The following is a 17,091-nucleotide window of genomic DNA, read 5'->3' as shown; positions in this document are numbered from 1 at the left end:
CGCTTCTACATACTGGTCAAGCACATCGTCCGCAACACCGCGGCTCCCGTGCTGGTGTTCGCCACGGTCATGGTTGCCGACGCCATCATCCTCGAAGCCTCGCTCTCCTTCCTGGGCGCCGGCGTGCAGGACCCCGCGCCGTCATGGGGCAACGTGATTTCCTATGGCCGCAACCTGGTCCTGTCCGGTGGTTGGTGGGCCACCACCTTCGCCGGTGTGACCATCCTGCTGACCGTGCTGTCCCTTAACATCCTGGCCGAGGGCCTCACCGACGCCATGGTGAACCCGAAGCTGCGCCGCGCGCCGGCTGTGAAGGACGACGACGGATCCTCTGCAGCTGTTGCTGTGGACGCCGAGGTTGCAACTTCCGTGGCCCAGCCTTCCGTAGTTGAGGAACACGAGCTCGACGGCGTCCGTGCAGCTTCCGGTGACACCGTCACCTCGGATGCGGGCACGTCAGCTGTCCTCACCGACGTGAAGCTGGCCGCAGCCAATCCGCACCTCCTGCTGGACCGCGAACTGGAACTCCTGGCGGCGATCGAAGCGAAACGCTCCGACCGCCTCCCCCAAGTCTCACCCGAGGCCCGGAGCGTGCTCGAAGTGAAAAACCTCTCCATCCGTTTCCCGGGCCGTTTCGGCGACATCGCAATCGTGGACAACGTCTCCTTCACTGTCCGCGAAGGCGAAACCATGGGGCTGGTAGGCGAATCCGGTTGCGGCAAGTCGATCACCTCGCTGGCTGTCATGGGCCTCCTGCCCAAGACCGCCCAAGTCACCGGATCCATCACGTTCGATGGCAAGGAACTCCTGGACTCCACCACCAAGCACAGCAACCCCAAGGCTTATGAAGGCCTGCGTGGGGAGCAGATTGCCATGGTCTACCAGGACGCGTTGAGCTCACTGAACCCGTCCATGAAGATCAAGGACCAGATGGAGCAGCTCACCAAGCGTGGCGGCCGCAAGACTCCAGCGGAGCTGCTCGAAATGGTCAAGCTGGATCCCGTCCGGACGCTTGCCAGCTACCCGCACGAACTCTCCGGCGGCCAGCGCCAACGCGTGCTGATTGCCATGGCCTTGTCCCGCTCGCCCAAGATTGTGGTGGCCGACGAGCCCACCACCGCGCTGGACGTCACCGTCCAGAAGCAGGTGGTGGACCTCCTCAACGAACTCCGGGAGCAGCTCGGATTCGCCATGGTTTTCGTCAGTCACGACCTCGCCCTGGTGGCTTCCCTGGCCCATCGCATCACGGTAATGTACGCCGGCCAGGTGGTGGAATCCGCACAGGCTTCCGAGCTCCTGCAGAACCCCAAGCATGAGTACACCCGTGGCCTGTTGGGTGCCGTCCTGTCCATCGAGGCCGACGCCGTCCGGCTGCACCAGATCCCCGGCACGGTCCCTTCCCCGCGGGACTTCGCAACGGGAGACCGCTTTGCAGCACGTTCGCAGCGCCCCGACGCCGATCCCCAGCAGAAACTGGTCCTCACGAGTGTTGCTTCGGCGAACGGCCATGATGCCGACCACTACTGGGCAAGCCATTTGAAGGAGGACGCGAAATGAGCCTGTCAACGGGAAAGCCGGTCATCGAACTCAACGACGTCAAGGTCTACCACCGTGCACGGACCGGCGGGCTGTTCCGTCCGAACATCGTCAAAGCGGTGGACGGCGTGGACTTCACCATCAGCCGCGGTGAAACCGTGGGCATCGTGGGTGAGTCCGGCTGCGGCAAGTCCACGCTTGCGTCAGTGCTTGTGGGACTTCAGCCGCCGACGTCGGGCAAGGTCTTGTTCCACGGAAAGCCCGCCATCAAGCGGAACGCAGCCATGCGCAAGGAATTCGGCCGCTCGGTTTCGGTAGTGTTCCAAGACCCTGCAACAGCACTGAACCCCCGCATGACCATCCAGGACATCCTCACCGATCCCCTGCAGATCCACGGCATCGGGACCGCAGCCAGCCGCGCTGCCAAGGTCAGGGAACTGCTGGCGCTGGTTGGCTTGCCGCAATCGGCAGCCGAAGTGACGCCGTCGCAGGTTTCCGGCGGCCAGCGCCAGCGTGTGGCAATCGCACGCGCGCTGGCGTTGGATCCGGACATCATCGTGGCGGACGAGCCGACGTCGGCCCTGGACGTTTCGGTCCGCGCGCAGGTGCTGAACCTGCTGTCCGACCTGAAGAAGCAACTGAACCTGGGCATGGTGTTCATCTCGCACGATATCCAGACCGTCCGCTACGTCTCGGACCGCATCTGCGTCATGTACTTCGGCAAGATCGTGGAGCAAGGCACAGCCAGCCAGGTCTTCGACAACCCGAGCAACGACTACACCAAGAAGCTGCTGGGCGCCGCGCCGAGCCTGCTCCACATCTAGTTTTTCCCTTCACAAGTTACAAACAACGGAGAATTCTGTGTCCACTCAGTTCCAGGGCGTCATCCCGCCGGTCATCACCCCGCGCCACGCCGACGGCAGCCTCGACACCGCGTCGCTGAAGAACGTCACCAAGCACCTGATCGACGGCGGTGTGTCCGGACTTTTCGTCCTGGGCTCCTCCGGCGAGGTGCCCTACCTGACCAACGACGAGCGTGAGCTGGTGGTCTCCACCATCGCCGATGCCAATGCCGGGGCGGTTCCGCTGATCGTGGGGGCCAACGAGCAAACCACCCACCGCGTGATCGAAGAAGCGCGGAAGGTGGTTGACCTCGGCGCCGACGCGATCGTTGTCACCTCCATGTATTACGCCATTGGCAACGCCGCGGAAACTGAGACCCACTTCCGCAGCATCCACGCCGCCATCGACAAGCCGATCTTCGCCTACGACGTCCCGGTCCGCACGCACTTCAAGTTGCCCACGGATTTGCTTGTACGCCTTGGACGCGACGGCGTCATTGCCGGCGTCAAGGACTCCTCCGGGGACGACGTCTCCTTCCGCCAACTCCTGCTCGCAGCCAAGGACATCCCCGACTTCGATATCTTCACGGGTCACGAAGTTGTAGTGGACGGCGCCCTCCTGGGCGGTGCGCAGGGCGTTGTTCCCGGCCTCGGGAACGTTGATCCGGCCGGTTACCGCCGCTTGTTCGACGCCGCCCAGGCCGGTGACTGGGCCCTTGCTGCAAGGGAACAGGACCGATTGGCGGACGTCTTCGAGATCGTTTACACCCCCAACGGCCGTGTCTCCGGTGGTGCTGCCGGCCTGGGCGCGTTCAAGACCGCTTTGCAGGTGATGGGGGTCATCGAGTCCAACACCATGAGCTCGCCGATGCTTTCCTTGAACGACGCCGAGACCGCGTCGATTCGTGCAATTCTGGAGCGGAACGGGCTGGTCTAGTTTTTCCATGACCGCTCCCATGAACCACGTGATCGGCGTTGACCTCGGCGGTACCAAAACTGCCGCCGGGGTTGTTTCCCCTGCAGGTGTTGTGCTCATTTCGGAGACCATTCCGACGCTGAACCGGGCCGGTGGCGAAGCGATCCTGGACGCCACCGCTGCGCTGATCTCGAGGTTGGTGGAGCGCGCTGCCGACGCCGGAATTTCGGTTTCCGGCGTCGGTATCGGCTCCGCCGGGGTGATTGACGCTGTTGCCGGGTCCGTTGTGTCCGCGACCGATGCGATTCATGGTTGGGCAGGGACTGCTCTTGTTTCAGGGCTGTCTTCCCGCCTGTCGCTTCCTCCTTCGGCTGTGCGGGCTGTCAACGACGTCCACGCCCATGCCCTCGGCGAAGCCTGGCTCGGCGCGGCCGCAGGTTCCTCAAGTTCGCTCATGGTGGCGTTCGGGACCGGCGTGGGCGGCAGTTTTGTGGTGGACGGCGCTCCCGTTTTGGGGCACCGGTTTGTGGGCGGGCATGTGGGGCACTTCGCTTCTCCCTATGCCTGCGCTGACGGTGTTCCACTGCCGTGTGTTTGCGGTGGATCCGGGCACGTCGAGGCCATCGCCTCCGGGCCTGCCCTGCATGAGGCCTATCTTCGCTTCGGCGGTTCTTCCCTGGACGCAACTGACACGCGGGGCGTGTTTGCACTGGCAGCTTCGGTCTCAGACACGCACGACGACGGTGCTGCCGCAGCATCCGCGGACAGCCGCGCCGCCGCTTTGCGTGCCATCGAGGTCGGTGCAGCAGCAGCGGGCCAGGCCGTGGGCGGGCTCATTAATATCCTCGATCCCGAGACCGTGGTGGTCTCCGGTGGCTTGGCCGACGCCGGCGACCTCTGGTGGAAGCCCATGGAGTCGGCCCTGCGTCAGGAACTGCTGGCACCCCTGGCAGCCGTACCCGTTGTCCCGGCAATCCTTGGCAACACCGCTGCCATTGTTGGCGCCGCGAAACTCGTCCTTGAGATAAGGGAAACATCATGATCCTCACGCCCGAAGGCCTCGAAGCCCTCCGTTCCCAACTGATCGTCTCCTGCCAGGCGTATCCCGGAGAGCCCATGCGCGATCCCCGGACCACGGCGCAAGTGGCGGCCTCAGCGGTCATCGGCGGCGCGGCGGCGATCCGTGTCCAAGGGTTGGCCGACGTACAGTTCACGCGCACCGCCGTCGAGGTCCCTGTTATTGGCCTCTGGAAAGACGGGCACGACGGCGTCTTCATCACGCCAACACTTCGGCATGCCTTGGCCGTTGCGAACGCCGGGGCCCATGTTGTTGCGATTGATGGAACGCGCCGGGAACGGCCGGATGGGCTGTCCCTTGCCGAAACAGTGGCCGGTCTCCACGCTGGGTCCCATGCACTGGTCATGGCAGATTGTGGCTCGTTTGACGACGCCGTTGCTGCCGTGGAAGCGGGGGCGGACCTGATCGGCACCACCTTGTCCGGTTACTCCGGCGAGCGCCCCAAGACGGACGGTCCGGATCTGGAGTTGTTGGAGCAAATTGCTTCTGCCGGGTTGGGTAAGCCGCTCATCGCTGAGGGCCGGATCCACACCCCTGCCCACGCCCGGCAAGCCCTGGACGCCGGGGCGTTCGCGGTGGTTGTCGGCACCGCGATCACACATCCGGCGAGCATCACGGGCTGGTTCAAGGGCGCGATGCACGCGTAGCCCCCCCCCGTTGCGGGGCCTGCTCTGCGCCCTCAAACCCACGCGAACCCCGCAAAGCGGGCCTCACAACGAGAAGGGCGTGCGTTGCGGGGCCTGCTCTGCGCCCTCAAACCCACGCAAACCCCGCAAAGCGGGCCTCACAACCCCAAGGGAGCGGCTGTAGGCTTTCCCCATGACTGCCGAGAGCTCCCGGGAATTCGATGTAATCGTGATCGGCGCGGGCGCCGTAGGGGAAAACGTGGCGGACCGGGTGGTTCGTGGCGGCCTCACGGCGGTGATTGTCGAGAGCGAATTGGTAGGTGGCGAATGCTCCTACTGGGCTTGCATCCCCTCCAAGGCACTTCTTCGTCCTGGGAACGTGCTCCACTCCGCCCAAGTGGTGCCCGGGGCCAAAGAAGCGATCACTGGAACCATTAACGCCGAGGCCGTGCTGAAGAACCGGGACTGGTTCACCAATAATTGGCAGGACGGCAGCCAGGTGGAATGGCTGGACAGCGCCGGCATTGAGTTGATCCGCGGACGCGGCCGCATCACGGGTCCCCGCGAGGTCCAGGTGGATGGCGTCGACGGCAACAGTTACGCCTTGAAGGCCCACCATGCAGTAGTGGTCGCGACGGGCTCTACCCCCACCATCCCGGACATTGAGGGCTTGAAGGATGTTCCATTCTGGACCACCCGCGGTGCCACGGCAGCCAAGGAAGTTCCCCGGCGATTCACAGTCCTCGGCGGGGGCGTTGCGGGCGTGGAAATGGCGCAGGCCTTTGCCCGCCTCGGCTCGGACGTGACATTGATTGCCCGAGGCCGCTTGTTGAGCAGCTACCCGGAAGAGGCCGCCAATCTGGTCATGGCCGGGCTCCGCGCCGATGGCGTGACCGTCCACGTCCACACTGATGTGGAGAAAACAGAGAAGAACGACGACGGCTCCGTGACAGTGACGTTCGACGGCAAAACGGTCACGGCCGACAAACTCCTGGTCGCTTCCGGACGGCACCCCGCACTGGCCAACCTGGGCTTGGACAACGTGGGCGTCGAAGCCTTGGACGGCAAACCGCTCCGCCTTACCACCGATGCCAGCGGACTTGTAGAAGGTCCTGCGAGCGATGGCACCAGTGGGCTCTGGCTTTACGCCGCCGGGGACGCAGCAGGAAAGGTTCTCCTGACGCACCAAGGCAAGTACGAGGCCCGTGCCACCGGTGATGCCATTGTGGCCCGGGCCAGTGGCAAGCTCAAAGGCTCACCCGAACCGTGGAGCCCGTGGGCCCACACCGCCAACGATCACGCGGTTCCCAGCGTGGTGTTCACCGATCCCGAGGTTGCCTCAGTGGGACCAAGCCTGGAGCAAGCGTTGCTGCAGGGAAAGAATGTCACGGGCGTGGAACTCCCCATCAACGTCTCGGGCTCCCAACTGCACTCCCCTGACTACAAGGGCTGGGCCCAGATCGTGGTGGATGAGGACCGCAACGTCATCCTCGGGGCTACGTTTGTAGGCCCGGGTGTTGCGGAGCTGCTGCACTCGGCCACCATCGCAATCGTTGGTGAAGTGACCCTGGACCGCCTGTGGCACGCGGTTCCGTCCTACCCCACCATCAGCGAAGTGTGGCTCAGGCTCTTGGAAAAGTACGGCCTCTAAATTCCTATTTGAACTGACTGGTCAGTTTAGTTAGACTTTCAGCAGACACCATTTCTGCGAAAGGCTTCATTGTGCTGTCCGTACAGCAACTCCAGATCAACGGCCGCCGGGGCGATCTCCTTCCGGCAACGTCGCTTCAAGTCCGCCGCGGCGAACTCCTGCTCGTCGCCGGAGAAGGCCAGGACCAGCGGACAGCTTTGGCGTTGGCCTTGAGCGGCCGCATGAAGCCAAGCAATGGCGTCCTCAGTTGGGACACCACCACCAAGACCAAGAAGATTCGCCTCGCCAGCGCCCTGGTGGACTCACCGGGCGTCAACGAGCCCGAGCAACACCTCAGCGTCCGCGACCTCGTCACCGAGGACCTCTCCCTCATTCCCCGCCGTTACCGCGGCGCCTTGCTGAGCAAGCCGTGGCTGAAGGTCAACAGCTTCGAAGACATTGCAGGCCTCTGGATAGAACAGATTCCCGCCGCCCGCCGCCTCGAACTCCTGACCGCCCTGGCCCTTGCTGATCCGGCAACGGACCTGCTGGTGGTGGACTCCCCCGACCGCCACAGCGCGGATCCGGAAGCGTGGTTGCCCCGGCTTCAGGCTTTGGCGTCCGACGCCGGGCGGCCGCTTGCCGTCGTCGCCGTCGTCGGTGCCCTCCCGGACAACTGGACCGGAGCCGCCGCGATAATCGGCAACTCAGTGACACATCCGCCCGAACCGGAGGCGGAGAGCACCGCCGTCGAGCCAGTCGAGCCCAAGCCAGCCACCGTCGTCGAACCCAGGGCAAAACATGCTGCCGGGCCGGTGCCCCAAAAACCGGAAACGCTCGAAACTCCCGCGGCTCACCAATCAGCGGCCGACCCTGAATCCAAAGACCTTCAAAGGACTGCAAAGTGACTGTTCTGCGGCTCGCCCGCTCCGAACTCAAGCGCATGACCGGCGGGCTCCTGCCCAAGCTGACCATCCTCGCCCTGACCATGGTTCCGTTGCTGTACGGCGCCGTGTACCTTTACGCGAACTGGGATCCGTACGGCAACCTGAACCAGATCGACGCCGCCCTGGTGGTGGAGGACACGGGAGCCACGTCATCTGACGGCACCGAGCTGCAGGCCGGCAAGAAGGTGGCCGACAGCCTGGTGGAGGGCCACGTCTTCAACTGGAAGCAGGTGGCCAGCGCCGAGGACGCAGATGCCGGTGTTCGTACGGGCGAGTACGCCTTCGCGCTGCGCATCCCCAAGGATTTCTCCGCCAACCTGGTCTCCCCCGGCAGCTTCGACGCCGCCAACCAGGCCATGCTGCACGTCACCACCAACGATGCCAACAACTACCTCCTGAGCACCATCGTGGACAAGCTCACCACCGCCGTGCACTCCACCGTGGCCAAGGAAGTGGGTGAGGAAACAGCCAATCAGCTCCTCACCGGCTTCGGCACCATCCACGCGTCCATCGTGAAGGCTGCTGATGGCGCCTCCGAGCTGGCCACGGGCGTGGGAAAACTCAGTGACGGCGCGGCCACCCTCCATGGCGGAACCACCCAACTGGTGACCGGCGCCGATCAACTGGTGGCCGGGCAAACGAAGCTACGCGACGGCGCCGTCCAGCTCAACAACGGTGCCAGCCAGCTGAGTTCCGGCCTCACCGAACTGAAAAACAAAACGGCAACCCTGCCTGCCGACTCCAAGAAGCTTGCCGACGGCGCCGCCCAGGTGGCGGCCGGAAACGCCGAGCTGAACGCTAAAGTCCAGGACGTCGTCGGGCAGTTGGAAGCGGCGGACAAGGGTCTCCGGAACCGAGTGGTCGAGTCCAACGCCCGGCTGGTTGCGGCCGGCGTGCTCACCCAGGAGCAGGCGGCGAAGGTCCTTGCTGACTTCGACGCCGCCGCGGCCTCGAGCCCCGTGACGGACGCCAAGGCAAAGATCTCCGGCGACGCCGCCAAGATCCAGCAACTCTCGGACGGTTCAGCCGCTGTAAGTGCCGGTGCCTCCAAGCTCGCCGCTGCCACGCCAACACTCACAGATGCCATTTCGAAGGCCGCTGCCGGGGCGGGCCAACTCAACACCGGCGCGGCAACACTGGCCGCCGGGCAACAGACTGCCTTGGACGGCGCTGCCAAGCTCGACGACGGCGCCCACCAACTGGACGACGGCGCCAGCCAGCTTGCCACGGGCGCAGTGACGGCCGCCGATGGGTCCCACACCCTGGCCTCCGAACTGGCAAAGGGTGCCGGGGACATTCCCAACCCCAACGATGAGCAAAAGAACAGTGTGTCCAAGGTGATCGCTGACCCTGTTGCCGTGGACAATGTCTCGCAGGCAAAAGCCGGCTCCTACGGCGCAGGCCTGGCACCGTTCTTCCTGACCCTGGCTCTATGGATCGGCGTGTTCATGCTGGTCCAAGCCATGCGGCCCATCACCCAACGGGCACTGGCGTCGAACGCCCCGGCCTGGAAAATCGCCGTCGGAGGCTGGTTGCCGTTCTTCGTGGTCTCAGTACTGCAAGCGACCATCCTCACCCTCGTGGTGAACCTGGGGCTTGGCCTGAACCCGGCACACCCCGTGGGGATGTGGCTGTTCATGCTGGCCGCAGTGATGGCCTTCAGCGCGATCATCCAGGGCATCGTGGCGCTGATGGGGACACCGGGCAAGTTCGTGGTGCTGATCCTGCTGGTCCTGCAACTGGTGTCCTCCGGCGGTACGTTCCCGTGGCAGACCACGCCGATGCCGCTGCATGTGGTGCACGAGGTCCTGCCCATGGGCTACGTGGTCACCGGCATGAGGCACCTGATCTACGGTGGTGAGCTCAGCATGATCTGGCCTACCGTCCTTGGCCTGCTTGGATACACTTTGCTGGGAATGGCGTTGTCCACGCTCGCCGTCCGCAAGCACAAGGTGTGGACCCTGAAGACGCTGAAGCCGGAGATCGCAGTATGAGCACCACCGAGCCCGCCCCTGCCGAGTCAGGCGCCGCCGCGGCCGGCACCACCGAGCCCGCCCCTGCCGAGTCAGCCGCCCCCGCGGCGTCAGGCGCCGCCGCGGCCGGTGAGAAGAAGCTCCGCCCCGGCCGAACCAACGCCACCAAACAGCGCCTGTTCGAGGCCTCCATGGAGTTGATCGGCGAGCGCGGTGCGGCTGGAGTGACGGTGGACGAGATTGCCGCCGCCGCCGGAGTGTCCAAGGGGACTGTCTATTACAACTTCGGCAGTAAATCGGACCTGATCGCCCAGTTGCTGCGGCACGGTGTGGACATCATGCTGGTCCGGCTTCAGGACGTCCGCGGCAAGGCCAACGACCCCCTGGAATCCATGAACAACATGGTGGGCCAGGCCATGGAGTTCATGGACGATTACCCTTCTTTCGCCCGCCTCTGGGTCAGCGAAATCTGGCGGACTCCCGGCGAATGGAGTGCTGTGTTCGCCGAACTCCGCGCCGAGCTTCTGGCCGTGATTGGTTCCGCGGTGGAAAGCGTTGCGTCCGGGTACAAGGTGAACGAGTCCATTGCCCGCGGCTCCCTGGAGGCGGCGATCTTCGGCGCGATCTTCGTGGTTGGCCTCGACCGGCAGACCTACAACCCTGAACGGACCCGCGAGCAAAGCGTGGCCGCCGTGATGACCATCATGCACGGGTATGTCATCAAGTAGCTTTGGCCACCCCGTTGTGGGGCCTGTTGTGCACGTTCTCACTGGTCTTTAGGGCGCAGAGCGGGCCTCACAACGGTATTCAACTGCAATGTACGACGGCGTGGCGTGGCCACTGGGTCGGCGATGATTAACCTCATGCGTCACATGGGGAACAGCGGAAAGCTTGCGGTCGTGGCCGCCTTTGTGTCCCTGGGGCTCTTGGTGATGGCCGCTGTGGTGCTCGAGGAACTGGTGTTGTACTTGTTCCTGGGCTCCGTGCTGATCTGCTATCTGGCCTCGCTCGTCCAGGTCTTCAACCGCCGTCGATACTTGGTGGTCCTGCTGGCTGCAGCGGGCACCAGCGTGTTCATTGGTTGCAGCATCGCTTTCCTGCGGATGTGGGGCATCGCCTTCAACCAGGATGCCAACGCTTTGGGCAGCGCGGTGAGCACCCGGGATTCGGACATCTACTTCTACCTTGCCGCCGTCGCCGGGTTGGGGACCCTGGCAGTGTTGTTCCTCGGAGCAGTGGTGCCCTCGTTTGGGTCGCGTGCCGCTGTTCCTGCCAAGCGAACCCCGACAACGACGAAGCGCACCTCCTCGCCGCGCAAACCCGCCCCGCGCGCGGGTACCCCCGCCAAGCGCCCGGCGCCCCGTACGCCAACAGCGCCAGGCAAGCGACCGGCGTCGAGCGCTTCCTCCCAACGCAAACCTGCCTCCAAACGCTAACCACCCGGCGTTGCGAGGCCCGCTCTACACACATCCCCGGCATCGGAACGCGCAAAACAGGCCCCACAACACAACCACCCCCGCGTTGCGGGTCCCGCTCTACGCGCTTTCCCGAGGTCTAAAGGCGCAGAGCAGGCCCCGCAACGGGCGTTTCCGGACGGATTGTGCGCCCGGCACCCAGCACGGCAGTGGCAACACCAAGGAGCAATATCAGCCCGCCCATGATTTCGGTCAGCGTCGGGATCTCGTTAAGGACCAGCCACGCGGCCGTCATCCCTACCACAGGGACCAAAAGCGTAAAGGGCACGACGTCGGAACTCGGGTACAGCGACAACAGCCGGTTCCAGATGCCGTAACCGATCAAGGACGCAAACACGGCCGTGTAGATCGCACTGAGAATGGTGGCAGGCTGCAGGTCCGTCAGTGTCGCCCACACGGTCCCCGGCCCGTCCACCACCAACGACAACCCCGCCAGCGGAACCGGAACCACGGCCCCCGACCACACCACCAGGCCCAAACCGGAGGCAGCTTTCGAATGCCTGGCCACCACGTTGCCAATGGCCCAGGACAAAGCTGCGGCCAGGACAATCATGAGAGGAAGGACCGGCGCCACAGCACTGCGTCCCAGTGCAACCACGCCCAGCCCCGCGATGCCGAGCACCACGCCGGCCAACTGACGTCGGCTGGGCCTCTCCCCCAGGAACTTCGCGGCCAGCAGGATAGTGAACAGAACCTGTGCCTGCAGGACCAGCGAAGCCAAACCCGCAGGCATCCCGAGCGCCATTCCCAGATACAAGAGTCCGAATTGGCCGGCGCTCATGAACAGCCCGACGCCGACAATCGCCTTCCAGCCCACATCCGGTTTACGGATGAACAGGATGAACGGGAAAACGACGAGGAGAAAGCGCATTGCGACGAAAAGCAGCGGAGGAACTTCCCTGCCATTGGTGTGCAGGCCGAGGTCGATGGCGACGAAGTTGATGCCCCAGAGGACGGCGACCATGACGGCGAGGGCAGAGTGGCGAAGGTTCACAAGTACACTCTGACTCGCTTTAACATGAAGCACCAGCGGTGAATTCGACATGGAACAGCGTAGATTTGCTTCATGATTGATATCTCGGCGTTGCGGGCGCTTGTGGCCGTGGAACAGCACGGCTCCGTCATTGCGGCATCGGACGTGATGGGGTTCAGCCCATCGGCCGTTTCCCAGCAGATCAAGAAATTGGAAAAGCAGACCGGCGTTACCGTCTTGGAGCGCAATGGCCGTGGCGTACTCCTGACCGAGCGCGGACTGGCATTGGCCGGCTACGGCCGCCGGATCATGGGGGAACTGGAGGAACTCCAAGCGACCTTACTGGCTGATCCCGCGAAGCCGTCGGGCCTGCTGAGGCTGGTGGCATTCTCCACCGCTTGCCGGGGGCTCGTGGGACCCATGCTTGGACGCATGGCGGCCACCCACCCCTCCGTGAAGGTCACGGTGCTGGCAGAAGACCCCCGCGAAGCAGTCCAGCGAGTGGCTACTGGCGAGGCGGAACTGGCTGTAGTCCACAACTGGAACTCCGTGCCGCTGGTGATTCCGGAGAACCTGGTGCATGAGGACCTCTGCGTCGACCAAGCGGATGTCCTGGTCAACAGCACCCACCCGCTCGCCTCCCGCGCCGCCGTCGAGCGTGAAGATTTACTGGACCAGACGTGGATCAGCACCCCGGCGGGGGCCATCTGCAACGAGGCCCTCTTGCAGATCTTCGCCGGACTGGGCCGCGTTCCCGATATCCGGATTTACGATCCCGACTTCTCCACGCACATCGCCATGGTGGAGCAGGGGGTCGCCGTGGCGCTTGTCCCGCGCCTCGGAAGGCCGCCGCTCCCGCCTGCCGTGGTCGCGATTCCCGTGATGAACCCCGTCCAGCAACGTTCCGTGGGCGTGGTGTACCGAAAGACGATGACCGCCAGCCCCGCCATCAGGCAAGCAGTTCACATGTTGAGGGACGTGGCCGCAGAAGAGTTGCCCCTGCCGCAGGGTTGACCAATGTCACACAGTGGAACATTCGACGCTCAGTGCACTGTTAGCTTAGGCTAACCTTACTTAGCTGTCCGCGCCGCCCTGTGCGCGATCGTCGAAACTTCTGAAGGGGCCCTACTGTGGAAGCAATCCTCTTTCCCACGGACATGAACCACCACCACACCTACGGCCTGGTCAGTTACCTCATGATCGACGACGGACTCTATCCGAGCGCCCACAACCGGCGCGATCCCTATGCTCTACCGGCCTTCGACATCCGCGGGCAATGGGTCTACCCCAGCCGCTACAACGAATACATGGCACCACAGTTGCCGGTGTACATGTTCGACGGCGAATACCTGATCGCGACCGGTCACGGGGAAGAAGCAGCGGGCCTGCCTGTGTTCGAGATTCGATGCATGTGCATGCCCCAGTTGGCCTATGGCGATCCCGGCAACCGGCAATAGCCGAGCGTTCCAGCAGGCACCGGCGCTTCGGCTGCGGCCCTACGCGCGGGGCACCGTGAAGTGCGTCAGCCGCGCGTCCTGACCGTCCAACTCGGCCCAGGATTTCTCCGTCTCCATTACCGTCAACGCACTCGTTGGGTAGCGGGTAGCGGCATCCATGTAGGCATCGTGGTCCGAATCGCGCGACGCCAAATGCATGGCGAGATCCTGGACGCCGGGCATGTGCGAGATGATCATCAACGTGGTGACGGTATCGGGGACATGATTGATGACCGTCAACATGCGGTTGGCGGAGGCTGAGTACAGGCCGTCCTCGAGTTTCGGCGTCGGCGCTTTATCGCCCAACTCATCACAGACCCAAGTGCAGGTCTGCCGGGTCCTCAGCGCAGATGAGCAGAGGATGAAGTCCGGCACCACACCCTGCTGGAGCAACCATCTGCCCGCGAGCGGAGCCTCCCTGTGGCCCCGTTCTTCAAGGGGACGCTCTTGATCAGGTACACCCATGGGCCAGTCAGCCTTGGCATGCCGCATGATCACGAGGCGCTTGATGTGGTGGTCGCTCATGAAACAACCCTATCCGCCCCCCGGCTCGCGGCGGTTCCTGACCTTCTTTGAGAATAGAACAGGCTATTAGCAACCTGATGCGGTTGCCCCAGGGCTTCCGGCGCATCAAACAGGGTCACGACCCCACGCACCCGCCCCCCACCACCTACTTTGAACTCCATACGCCCCGAACACGCGGAGGCAGCGGGCGTGCCAGGGGGCCTCTCCAGCCAATGTAGGTGGTAGCCGCACACAACCTGGCGCCCCGGACCCTTCAGCCGCGGAGGCCAATCCTCGTCAGGGCACGAAAAAGCCGAAAGGCGGCATATCCCGACAGCGCCGTTGTCGCGCGAAGAATGAGCGCAGGCGCAGAGGGATGTTGCCGCCTTTCGGCTGCAGTAGTACTACTTAGATCGAGTATTCCGGAGCGGCCCAGACGATGACCTCGGGGTGCTCGTAGAAGCGGTAGCCCTGGCCGCGGACCGTGCGAACAGTGTTGGCAAGGCGCCCCAGCTTGGAGCGGAGGCGGCGGATATGGACGTCGATGGTGCGCTCGTTGGGCACCTCTTCGGCGTTGCGCCACAGGCCTTCAAGGAGTTCGTCGCGGCCCACGGTGCGGGTGCCGTTCTCCACGAGGTAGTTGAGGAGTTCGAATTCCTTGAATGTCAGGTTCAGCGATTCGCCGTCAAGGTGCACTTCGCGGCGGGCGAGGTCGATCAGCACGCCGGAGGGGCGGGATTCCTGCTGCGGCGCCGGGCGGGCGGTTTCGGTGCGCTGGCGGGCGGTGACGGTGGGGTCACCAAAGGTGGAACGCACGACGTCGAGTGCGGACCCGGGCGCGCCGGCGGGGGCTACTGCCACGGCAGCATAGCTCTCTGCGCCGGTGACGAGGGACTGCGCATAGGCGCGGATTTCCTGGGCCAGCTTGGCGATGGAGGTGCCTGCGGCCGCTGCGGTCTCTTCATCAATGCCCATGTAGAGCACGAAGCCGCGGGCCACATTGTCGTTGGCGACGGGGCGGAGCCTGTCGGACTGGGCAATGACCGGCGTGGGCGCAGTCATGGGTGCCGGCTCGGCGGCGGGTACGGCGCGCAACTGGCCATAGGAGTTGGGGTTGTAACCCTGCGGAACATAACCGGGAGCCTGCTGGCCTGCACCTTGCTGGGCGGGGGCGTAGCCGGGGCGGTTGCCGAAGCCGGGGCGGAGCCCTGCGTTCGACGCGGCCTTGTTGGCGTTACGGACGGAGATGTGGACGTATCCAGATGCAACTGACATGGAGTGCTTACCTCAAAAGTGAATAGCCGTCATCGCGGCTTCGAATGCTGGTTGTCCCCGCAATGAGTTTGGGGAGGGGCGCCCAACGCTGGGCTAGGGGGCGAATGCCTGAAACTTCTTGGGGTGGAAAGTTAGGCTTGCATTCGACAACAGCGGTCATCATGGCCAGCGGGTGTGCTGGGCCAGGTTGCTGCGGCTGCAGGTGCTGTTGAGTTCTTGTTCACATTGGAAGTGTGCAACGTAACAATGGCAACACGCAAGTAACAAAGCGCAGAACCGTCCACATTTTGAGACGGAGAGGTCTATTGTGCCGTAAATCACAATTCAGCCGAGGGGATAAATGAACGCCATTTCATTCGGCTCGCGCAGGAAATAATCGCCATCCAGTGAATATTCTTCGGCTGATGAGGCATGATGTGCATCTTCATTCCCGCGAACGGCGCACCTACGGAATCTCACGATCTGAAACAGTTGTTGTCCAATCGCGGACGGCCTTCTTCAGGAATTTTCGCATGAAAATCTGCTACAAGCCGTAGAAAGCGTATTTTCCGGACGCTACCCGCCCCTTGACTCCCATCTCGTTACTGTTGACTTCACAGCGTCCTCACAGGATCGGCAAAGCGATCGCTAATCAGCAGAACAGAGAGTTGTCCCATGGCCTCCTCGCACTCCATGACCAACAACCTTCCCCAGCTGTCCCACCCGGACGGTTCGCCGATCCGCGCCTTAGTGGTGGATGACGAACCCAGCCTTGCCGAACTCATGAGCATGGGACTGCGCATGGCCGGCTGGTCGGTAGCCGTTGCCGAGGACGGTCCGGAAGCTGTGAAGCTTGCCAAGGATTTCCGGCCCGACGTCCTGGTGCTGGACGTCATGTTGCCCGGATTCGACGGCGTAGAGGTCCTCAACCGCATCCGCGCCTTCGCCCCCGAAGTGCCCGCCCTCTTCCTTACCGCCAAGGACGCCGTGCAGGACAGGATCGTCGGATTGGCCGCCGGCGGCGACGACTACGTCACCAAACCTTTCAGCATGGAGGAAGTCCTCCTGCGCCTCCACCGACTGGTCCAGCGTTCCGGCGTCGCTGCCATGGACACCGCGGAGTTGGTGGTGGGTGATCTCACCCTGAACGTGGACACCCGCGAAGTTACCCGTGCCGGCGAGGACATTCCCCTCACCGCAACCCAGTTCGAGCTTCTGCGTTACCTCATGGAGAATCCCAAACGTGTGATCAGCAAGGCCCAGATCCTGGACCGCGTGTGGGATTACGATTTCGGTGGGCAAGCCAACATCGTGGAGCTCTACATTTCCTACCTTCGCAAGAAGATCGAAGCCAACCATCCGCCCATGATCCACACCATCCGCGGTGCCGGCTATGTCATCAAGCCCGCGGACTAGGCGTTGAGCACACTTTCAGGGGTGGCCAGAAAGTCCGGCCGGAGCTGGCTGAACCCCTCCACCTGGCATTTGCGCACCCGGCTGGTCCTGGTGGCGATGGCACTGCTGGTCGCCATCTGCGGGGCGGTGGGTGTGGTCAGCTACGCCTCCATGGACATGGTGTTCAACAGGCAGCTCGACAGGCAGCTTGAGCAGGCGTCCAGCCGTGCGAACGACTTCGGCAGGCCGCCGTCGAACTTTCCCTCCTCACCTTCGGGGAAGCCGGACCCGCTGGAGGCGCGGGGTCAGGCCGCCGGAACGCTTAACGCCAGGATCGACGGTTCCACCGTCCGCAGTTCCGGGCTCATTGACGCCCAAGGCAACCGTGTTGCGTTGTCCCCCGAGGATGAGCAAGTGCTGTTGGCACTGCCCAAGAGCGGTGATCC

General features: G+C 63.7%; 16 protein-coding genes and 1 pseudogene. 14 read left to right on the top strand and 3 right to left on the bottom strand.

Annotated elements, in window-relative coordinates; translation table 11 throughout:
* From HP499_RS09125 to HP499_RS09080, 10 genes are all read left to right on the top strand, one after another.
* Positions 1-1,557: dipeptide/oligopeptide/nickel ABC transporter permease/ATP-binding protein (locus HP499_RS09125; RefSeq protein WP_172323772.1), on the top strand; the 1,557-nt coding region annotated here is incomplete at its 5' end.
* Positions 1,554-2,360, top strand: a complete 807-nt coding sequence (locus HP499_RS09120) for an ATP-binding cassette domain-containing protein (protein WP_172323771.1) — start codon at positions 1,554-1,556, stop codon at positions 2,358-2,360. The genes HP499_RS09125 and HP499_RS09120, both read left to right, overlap by 4 nt.
* Positions 2,361-2,397: 37 nt before the next feature.
* Positions 2,398-3,315 (top strand): dihydrodipicolinate synthase family protein, encoded by a 918-nt coding sequence (locus tag HP499_RS09115; RefSeq protein ID WP_172323770.1) that lies wholly within the window; start codon positions 2,398-2,400, stop codon positions 3,313-3,315.
* A gap of 19 nt (positions 3,316-3,334) precedes the next feature.
* Positions 3,335-4,336, top strand: a complete 1,002-nt coding sequence (locus HP499_RS09110) for an ROK family protein (protein WP_172323774.1) — start codon at positions 3,335-3,337, stop codon at positions 4,334-4,336.
* A complete protein-coding gene (locus tag HP499_RS09105; RefSeq protein WP_172323769.1) occupies positions 4,333-5,019 on the top strand; it encodes an N-acetylmannosamine-6-phosphate 2-epimerase in 687 nt (228 codons plus the stop codon). Before HP499_RS09110 ends, HP499_RS09105 begins: the two co-directional genes overlap by 4 nt.
* Before the next feature lie 172 nt (positions 5,020-5,191).
* Positions 5,192-6,649, top strand: coding sequence for an NAD(P)/FAD-dependent oxidoreductase (locus HP499_RS09100; RefSeq protein WP_172323768.1), 1,458 nt, complete (start codon positions 5,192-5,194; stop codon positions 6,647-6,649).
* 71 nt (positions 6,650-6,720) lie between these two features.
* Positions 6,721-7,536: an ABC transporter ATP-binding protein gene (locus HP499_RS09095; RefSeq protein WP_172323767.1), complete on the top strand. Its 816-nt coding sequence runs from the start codon at positions 6,721-6,723 to the stop codon at positions 7,534-7,536.
* Positions 7,533-9,569: a YhgE/Pip domain-containing protein gene (locus HP499_RS09090; RefSeq protein ID WP_172323766.1), complete on the top strand. Its 2,037-nt coding sequence runs from the start codon at positions 7,533-7,535 to the stop codon at positions 9,567-9,569. The genes HP499_RS09095 and HP499_RS09090 overlap by 4 nt, the downstream gene beginning before the upstream one ends.
* On the top strand, positions 9,566-10,276 hold the full coding sequence (locus HP499_RS09085; RefSeq protein WP_253951489.1) for a TetR/AcrR family transcriptional regulator: 711 nt from the start codon (positions 9,566-9,568) through the stop codon (positions 10,274-10,276). The genes HP499_RS09090 and HP499_RS09085 overlap by 4 nt, the downstream gene beginning before the upstream one ends.
* Positions 10,277-10,420: 144 nt before the next feature.
* Positions 10,421-10,984, top strand: coding sequence for a hypothetical protein (locus HP499_RS09080; RefSeq protein ID WP_253951488.1), 564 nt, complete (start codon positions 10,421-10,423; stop codon positions 10,982-10,984).
* Positions 10,985-11,102: 118 nt separating this feature from the next.
* Here the strand turns inward: HP499_RS09080 and HP499_RS09075 are convergent, their stop codons facing one another.
* Complete coding sequence (locus HP499_RS09075) at positions 11,103-12,068, bottom strand: EamA family transporter (RefSeq protein ID WP_172323764.1); 966 nt, start codon at positions 12,066-12,068, stop codon at positions 11,103-11,105.
* A 21-nt stretch (positions 12,069-12,089) separates the two neighbouring features.
* Here HP499_RS09075 and HP499_RS09070 point away from each other — a divergent pair, with 21 nt between their 5' ends.
* Positions 12,090-13,010 carry a LysR family transcriptional regulator gene (locus tag HP499_RS09070; RefSeq protein ID WP_172323763.1) on the top strand — a complete coding sequence of 307 codons (921 nt, stop codon included), beginning with the start codon at positions 12,090-12,092 and terminating at the stop codon, positions 13,008-13,010.
* A 116-nt stretch (positions 13,011-13,126) separates the two neighbouring features.
* Entirely contained in the window at positions 13,127-13,453 is a 327-nt protein-coding gene (locus HP499_RS09065; RefSeq protein WP_309138364.1) for a hypothetical protein, read from the top strand.
* A gap of 39 nt (positions 13,454-13,492) precedes the next feature.
* On the opposite strand, the gene HP499_RS09060 is transcribed toward HP499_RS09065, so the two are convergent.
* The gene (locus tag HP499_RS09060) at positions 13,493-14,017 is read right to left on the bottom strand and encodes a histidine phosphatase family protein (protein ID WP_172323762.1); all 525 of its coding nucleotides are present in this window, start codon (positions 14,015-14,017) and stop codon (positions 13,493-13,495) included.
* A 387-nt stretch (positions 14,018-14,404) separates the two neighbouring features.
* Positions 14,405-15,271 carry a winged helix-turn-helix domain-containing protein gene (locus HP499_RS09055; protein WP_172323761.1) on the bottom strand — a complete coding sequence of 289 codons (867 nt, stop codon included), beginning with the start codon at positions 15,269-15,271 and terminating at the stop codon, positions 14,405-14,407.
* A gap of 654 nt (positions 15,272-15,925) precedes the next feature.
* On the opposite strand from HP499_RS09055, the gene HP499_RS09050 reads away from it, so the two are divergent.
* Both HP499_RS09050 and HP499_RS09045 read left to right on the top strand, forming a co-directional pair.
* On the top strand, positions 15,926-16,666 hold the full coding sequence (locus tag HP499_RS09050; protein WP_172323760.1) for a response regulator transcription factor: 741 nt from the start codon (positions 15,926-15,928) through the stop codon (positions 16,664-16,666).
* A 21-nt stretch (positions 16,667-16,687) separates the two neighbouring features.
* Positions 16,688-17,091, top strand: a pseudogene (locus HP499_RS09045) (sensor histidine kinase); the annotation flags it as partial.

Source organism: Paenarthrobacter sp. CM16 (assembly GCF_013179505.1).
Classification (GTDB): Bacteria; Actinomycetota; Actinomycetes; order Actinomycetales; family Micrococcaceae; genus Arthrobacter.
The sequence above is the reverse complement of the archived record's forward strand: the minus strand, read 5'-3'. Positions and strand labels throughout refer to the sequence as shown.

Excerpts from the sequence above, each read along its gene's own strand:
- HP499_RS09120 (WP_172323771.1), top strand. The coding sequence starts at position 1,554 with ATGAGCCTGTCAACGGGAAAGCCGGTCATCGAACTCAACGACGTCAAG.
- HP499_RS09110 (WP_172323774.1), top strand. The coding sequence starts at position 3,335 with ATGAACCACGTGATCGGCGTTGACCTCGGCGGTACCAAAACTGCCGCC.
- HP499_RS09105 (WP_172323769.1), top strand. The coding sequence starts at position 4,333 with ATGATCCTCACGCCCGAAGGCCTCGAAGCCCTCCGTTCCCAACTGATC.
- HP499_RS09100 (WP_172323768.1), top strand. The coding sequence starts at position 5,192 with ATGACTGCCGAGAGCTCCCGGGAATTCGATGTAATCGTGATCGGCGCG.
- HP499_RS09085 (WP_253951489.1), top strand. The coding sequence starts at position 9,566 with ATGAGCACCACCGAGCCCGCCCCTGCCGAGTCAGGCGCCGCCGCGGCC.
- HP499_RS09080 (WP_253951488.1), top strand. The coding sequence starts at position 10,421 with ATGGGGAACAGCGGAAAGCTTGCGGTCGTGGCCGCCTTTGTGTCCCTG.
- HP499_RS09075 (WP_172323764.1), bottom strand. The coding sequence starts at position 12,068 with ATGTCGAATTCACCGCTGGTGCTTCATGTTAAAGCGAGTCAGAGTGTA.
- HP499_RS09070 (WP_172323763.1), top strand. The coding sequence starts at position 12,090 with ATGATTGATATCTCGGCGTTGCGGGCGCTTGTGGCCGTGGAACAGCAC.
- HP499_RS09060 (WP_172323762.1), bottom strand. The coding sequence starts at position 14,017 with ATGAGCGACCACCACATCAAGCGCCTCGTGATCATGCGGCATGCCAAG.
- HP499_RS09055 (WP_172323761.1), bottom strand. The coding sequence starts at position 15,271 with ATGTCAGTTGCATCTGGATACGTCCACATCTCCGTCCGTAACGCCAAC.
- HP499_RS09050 (WP_172323760.1), top strand. The coding sequence starts at position 15,926 with ATGGCCTCCTCGCACTCCATGACCAACAACCTTCCCCAGCTGTCCCAC.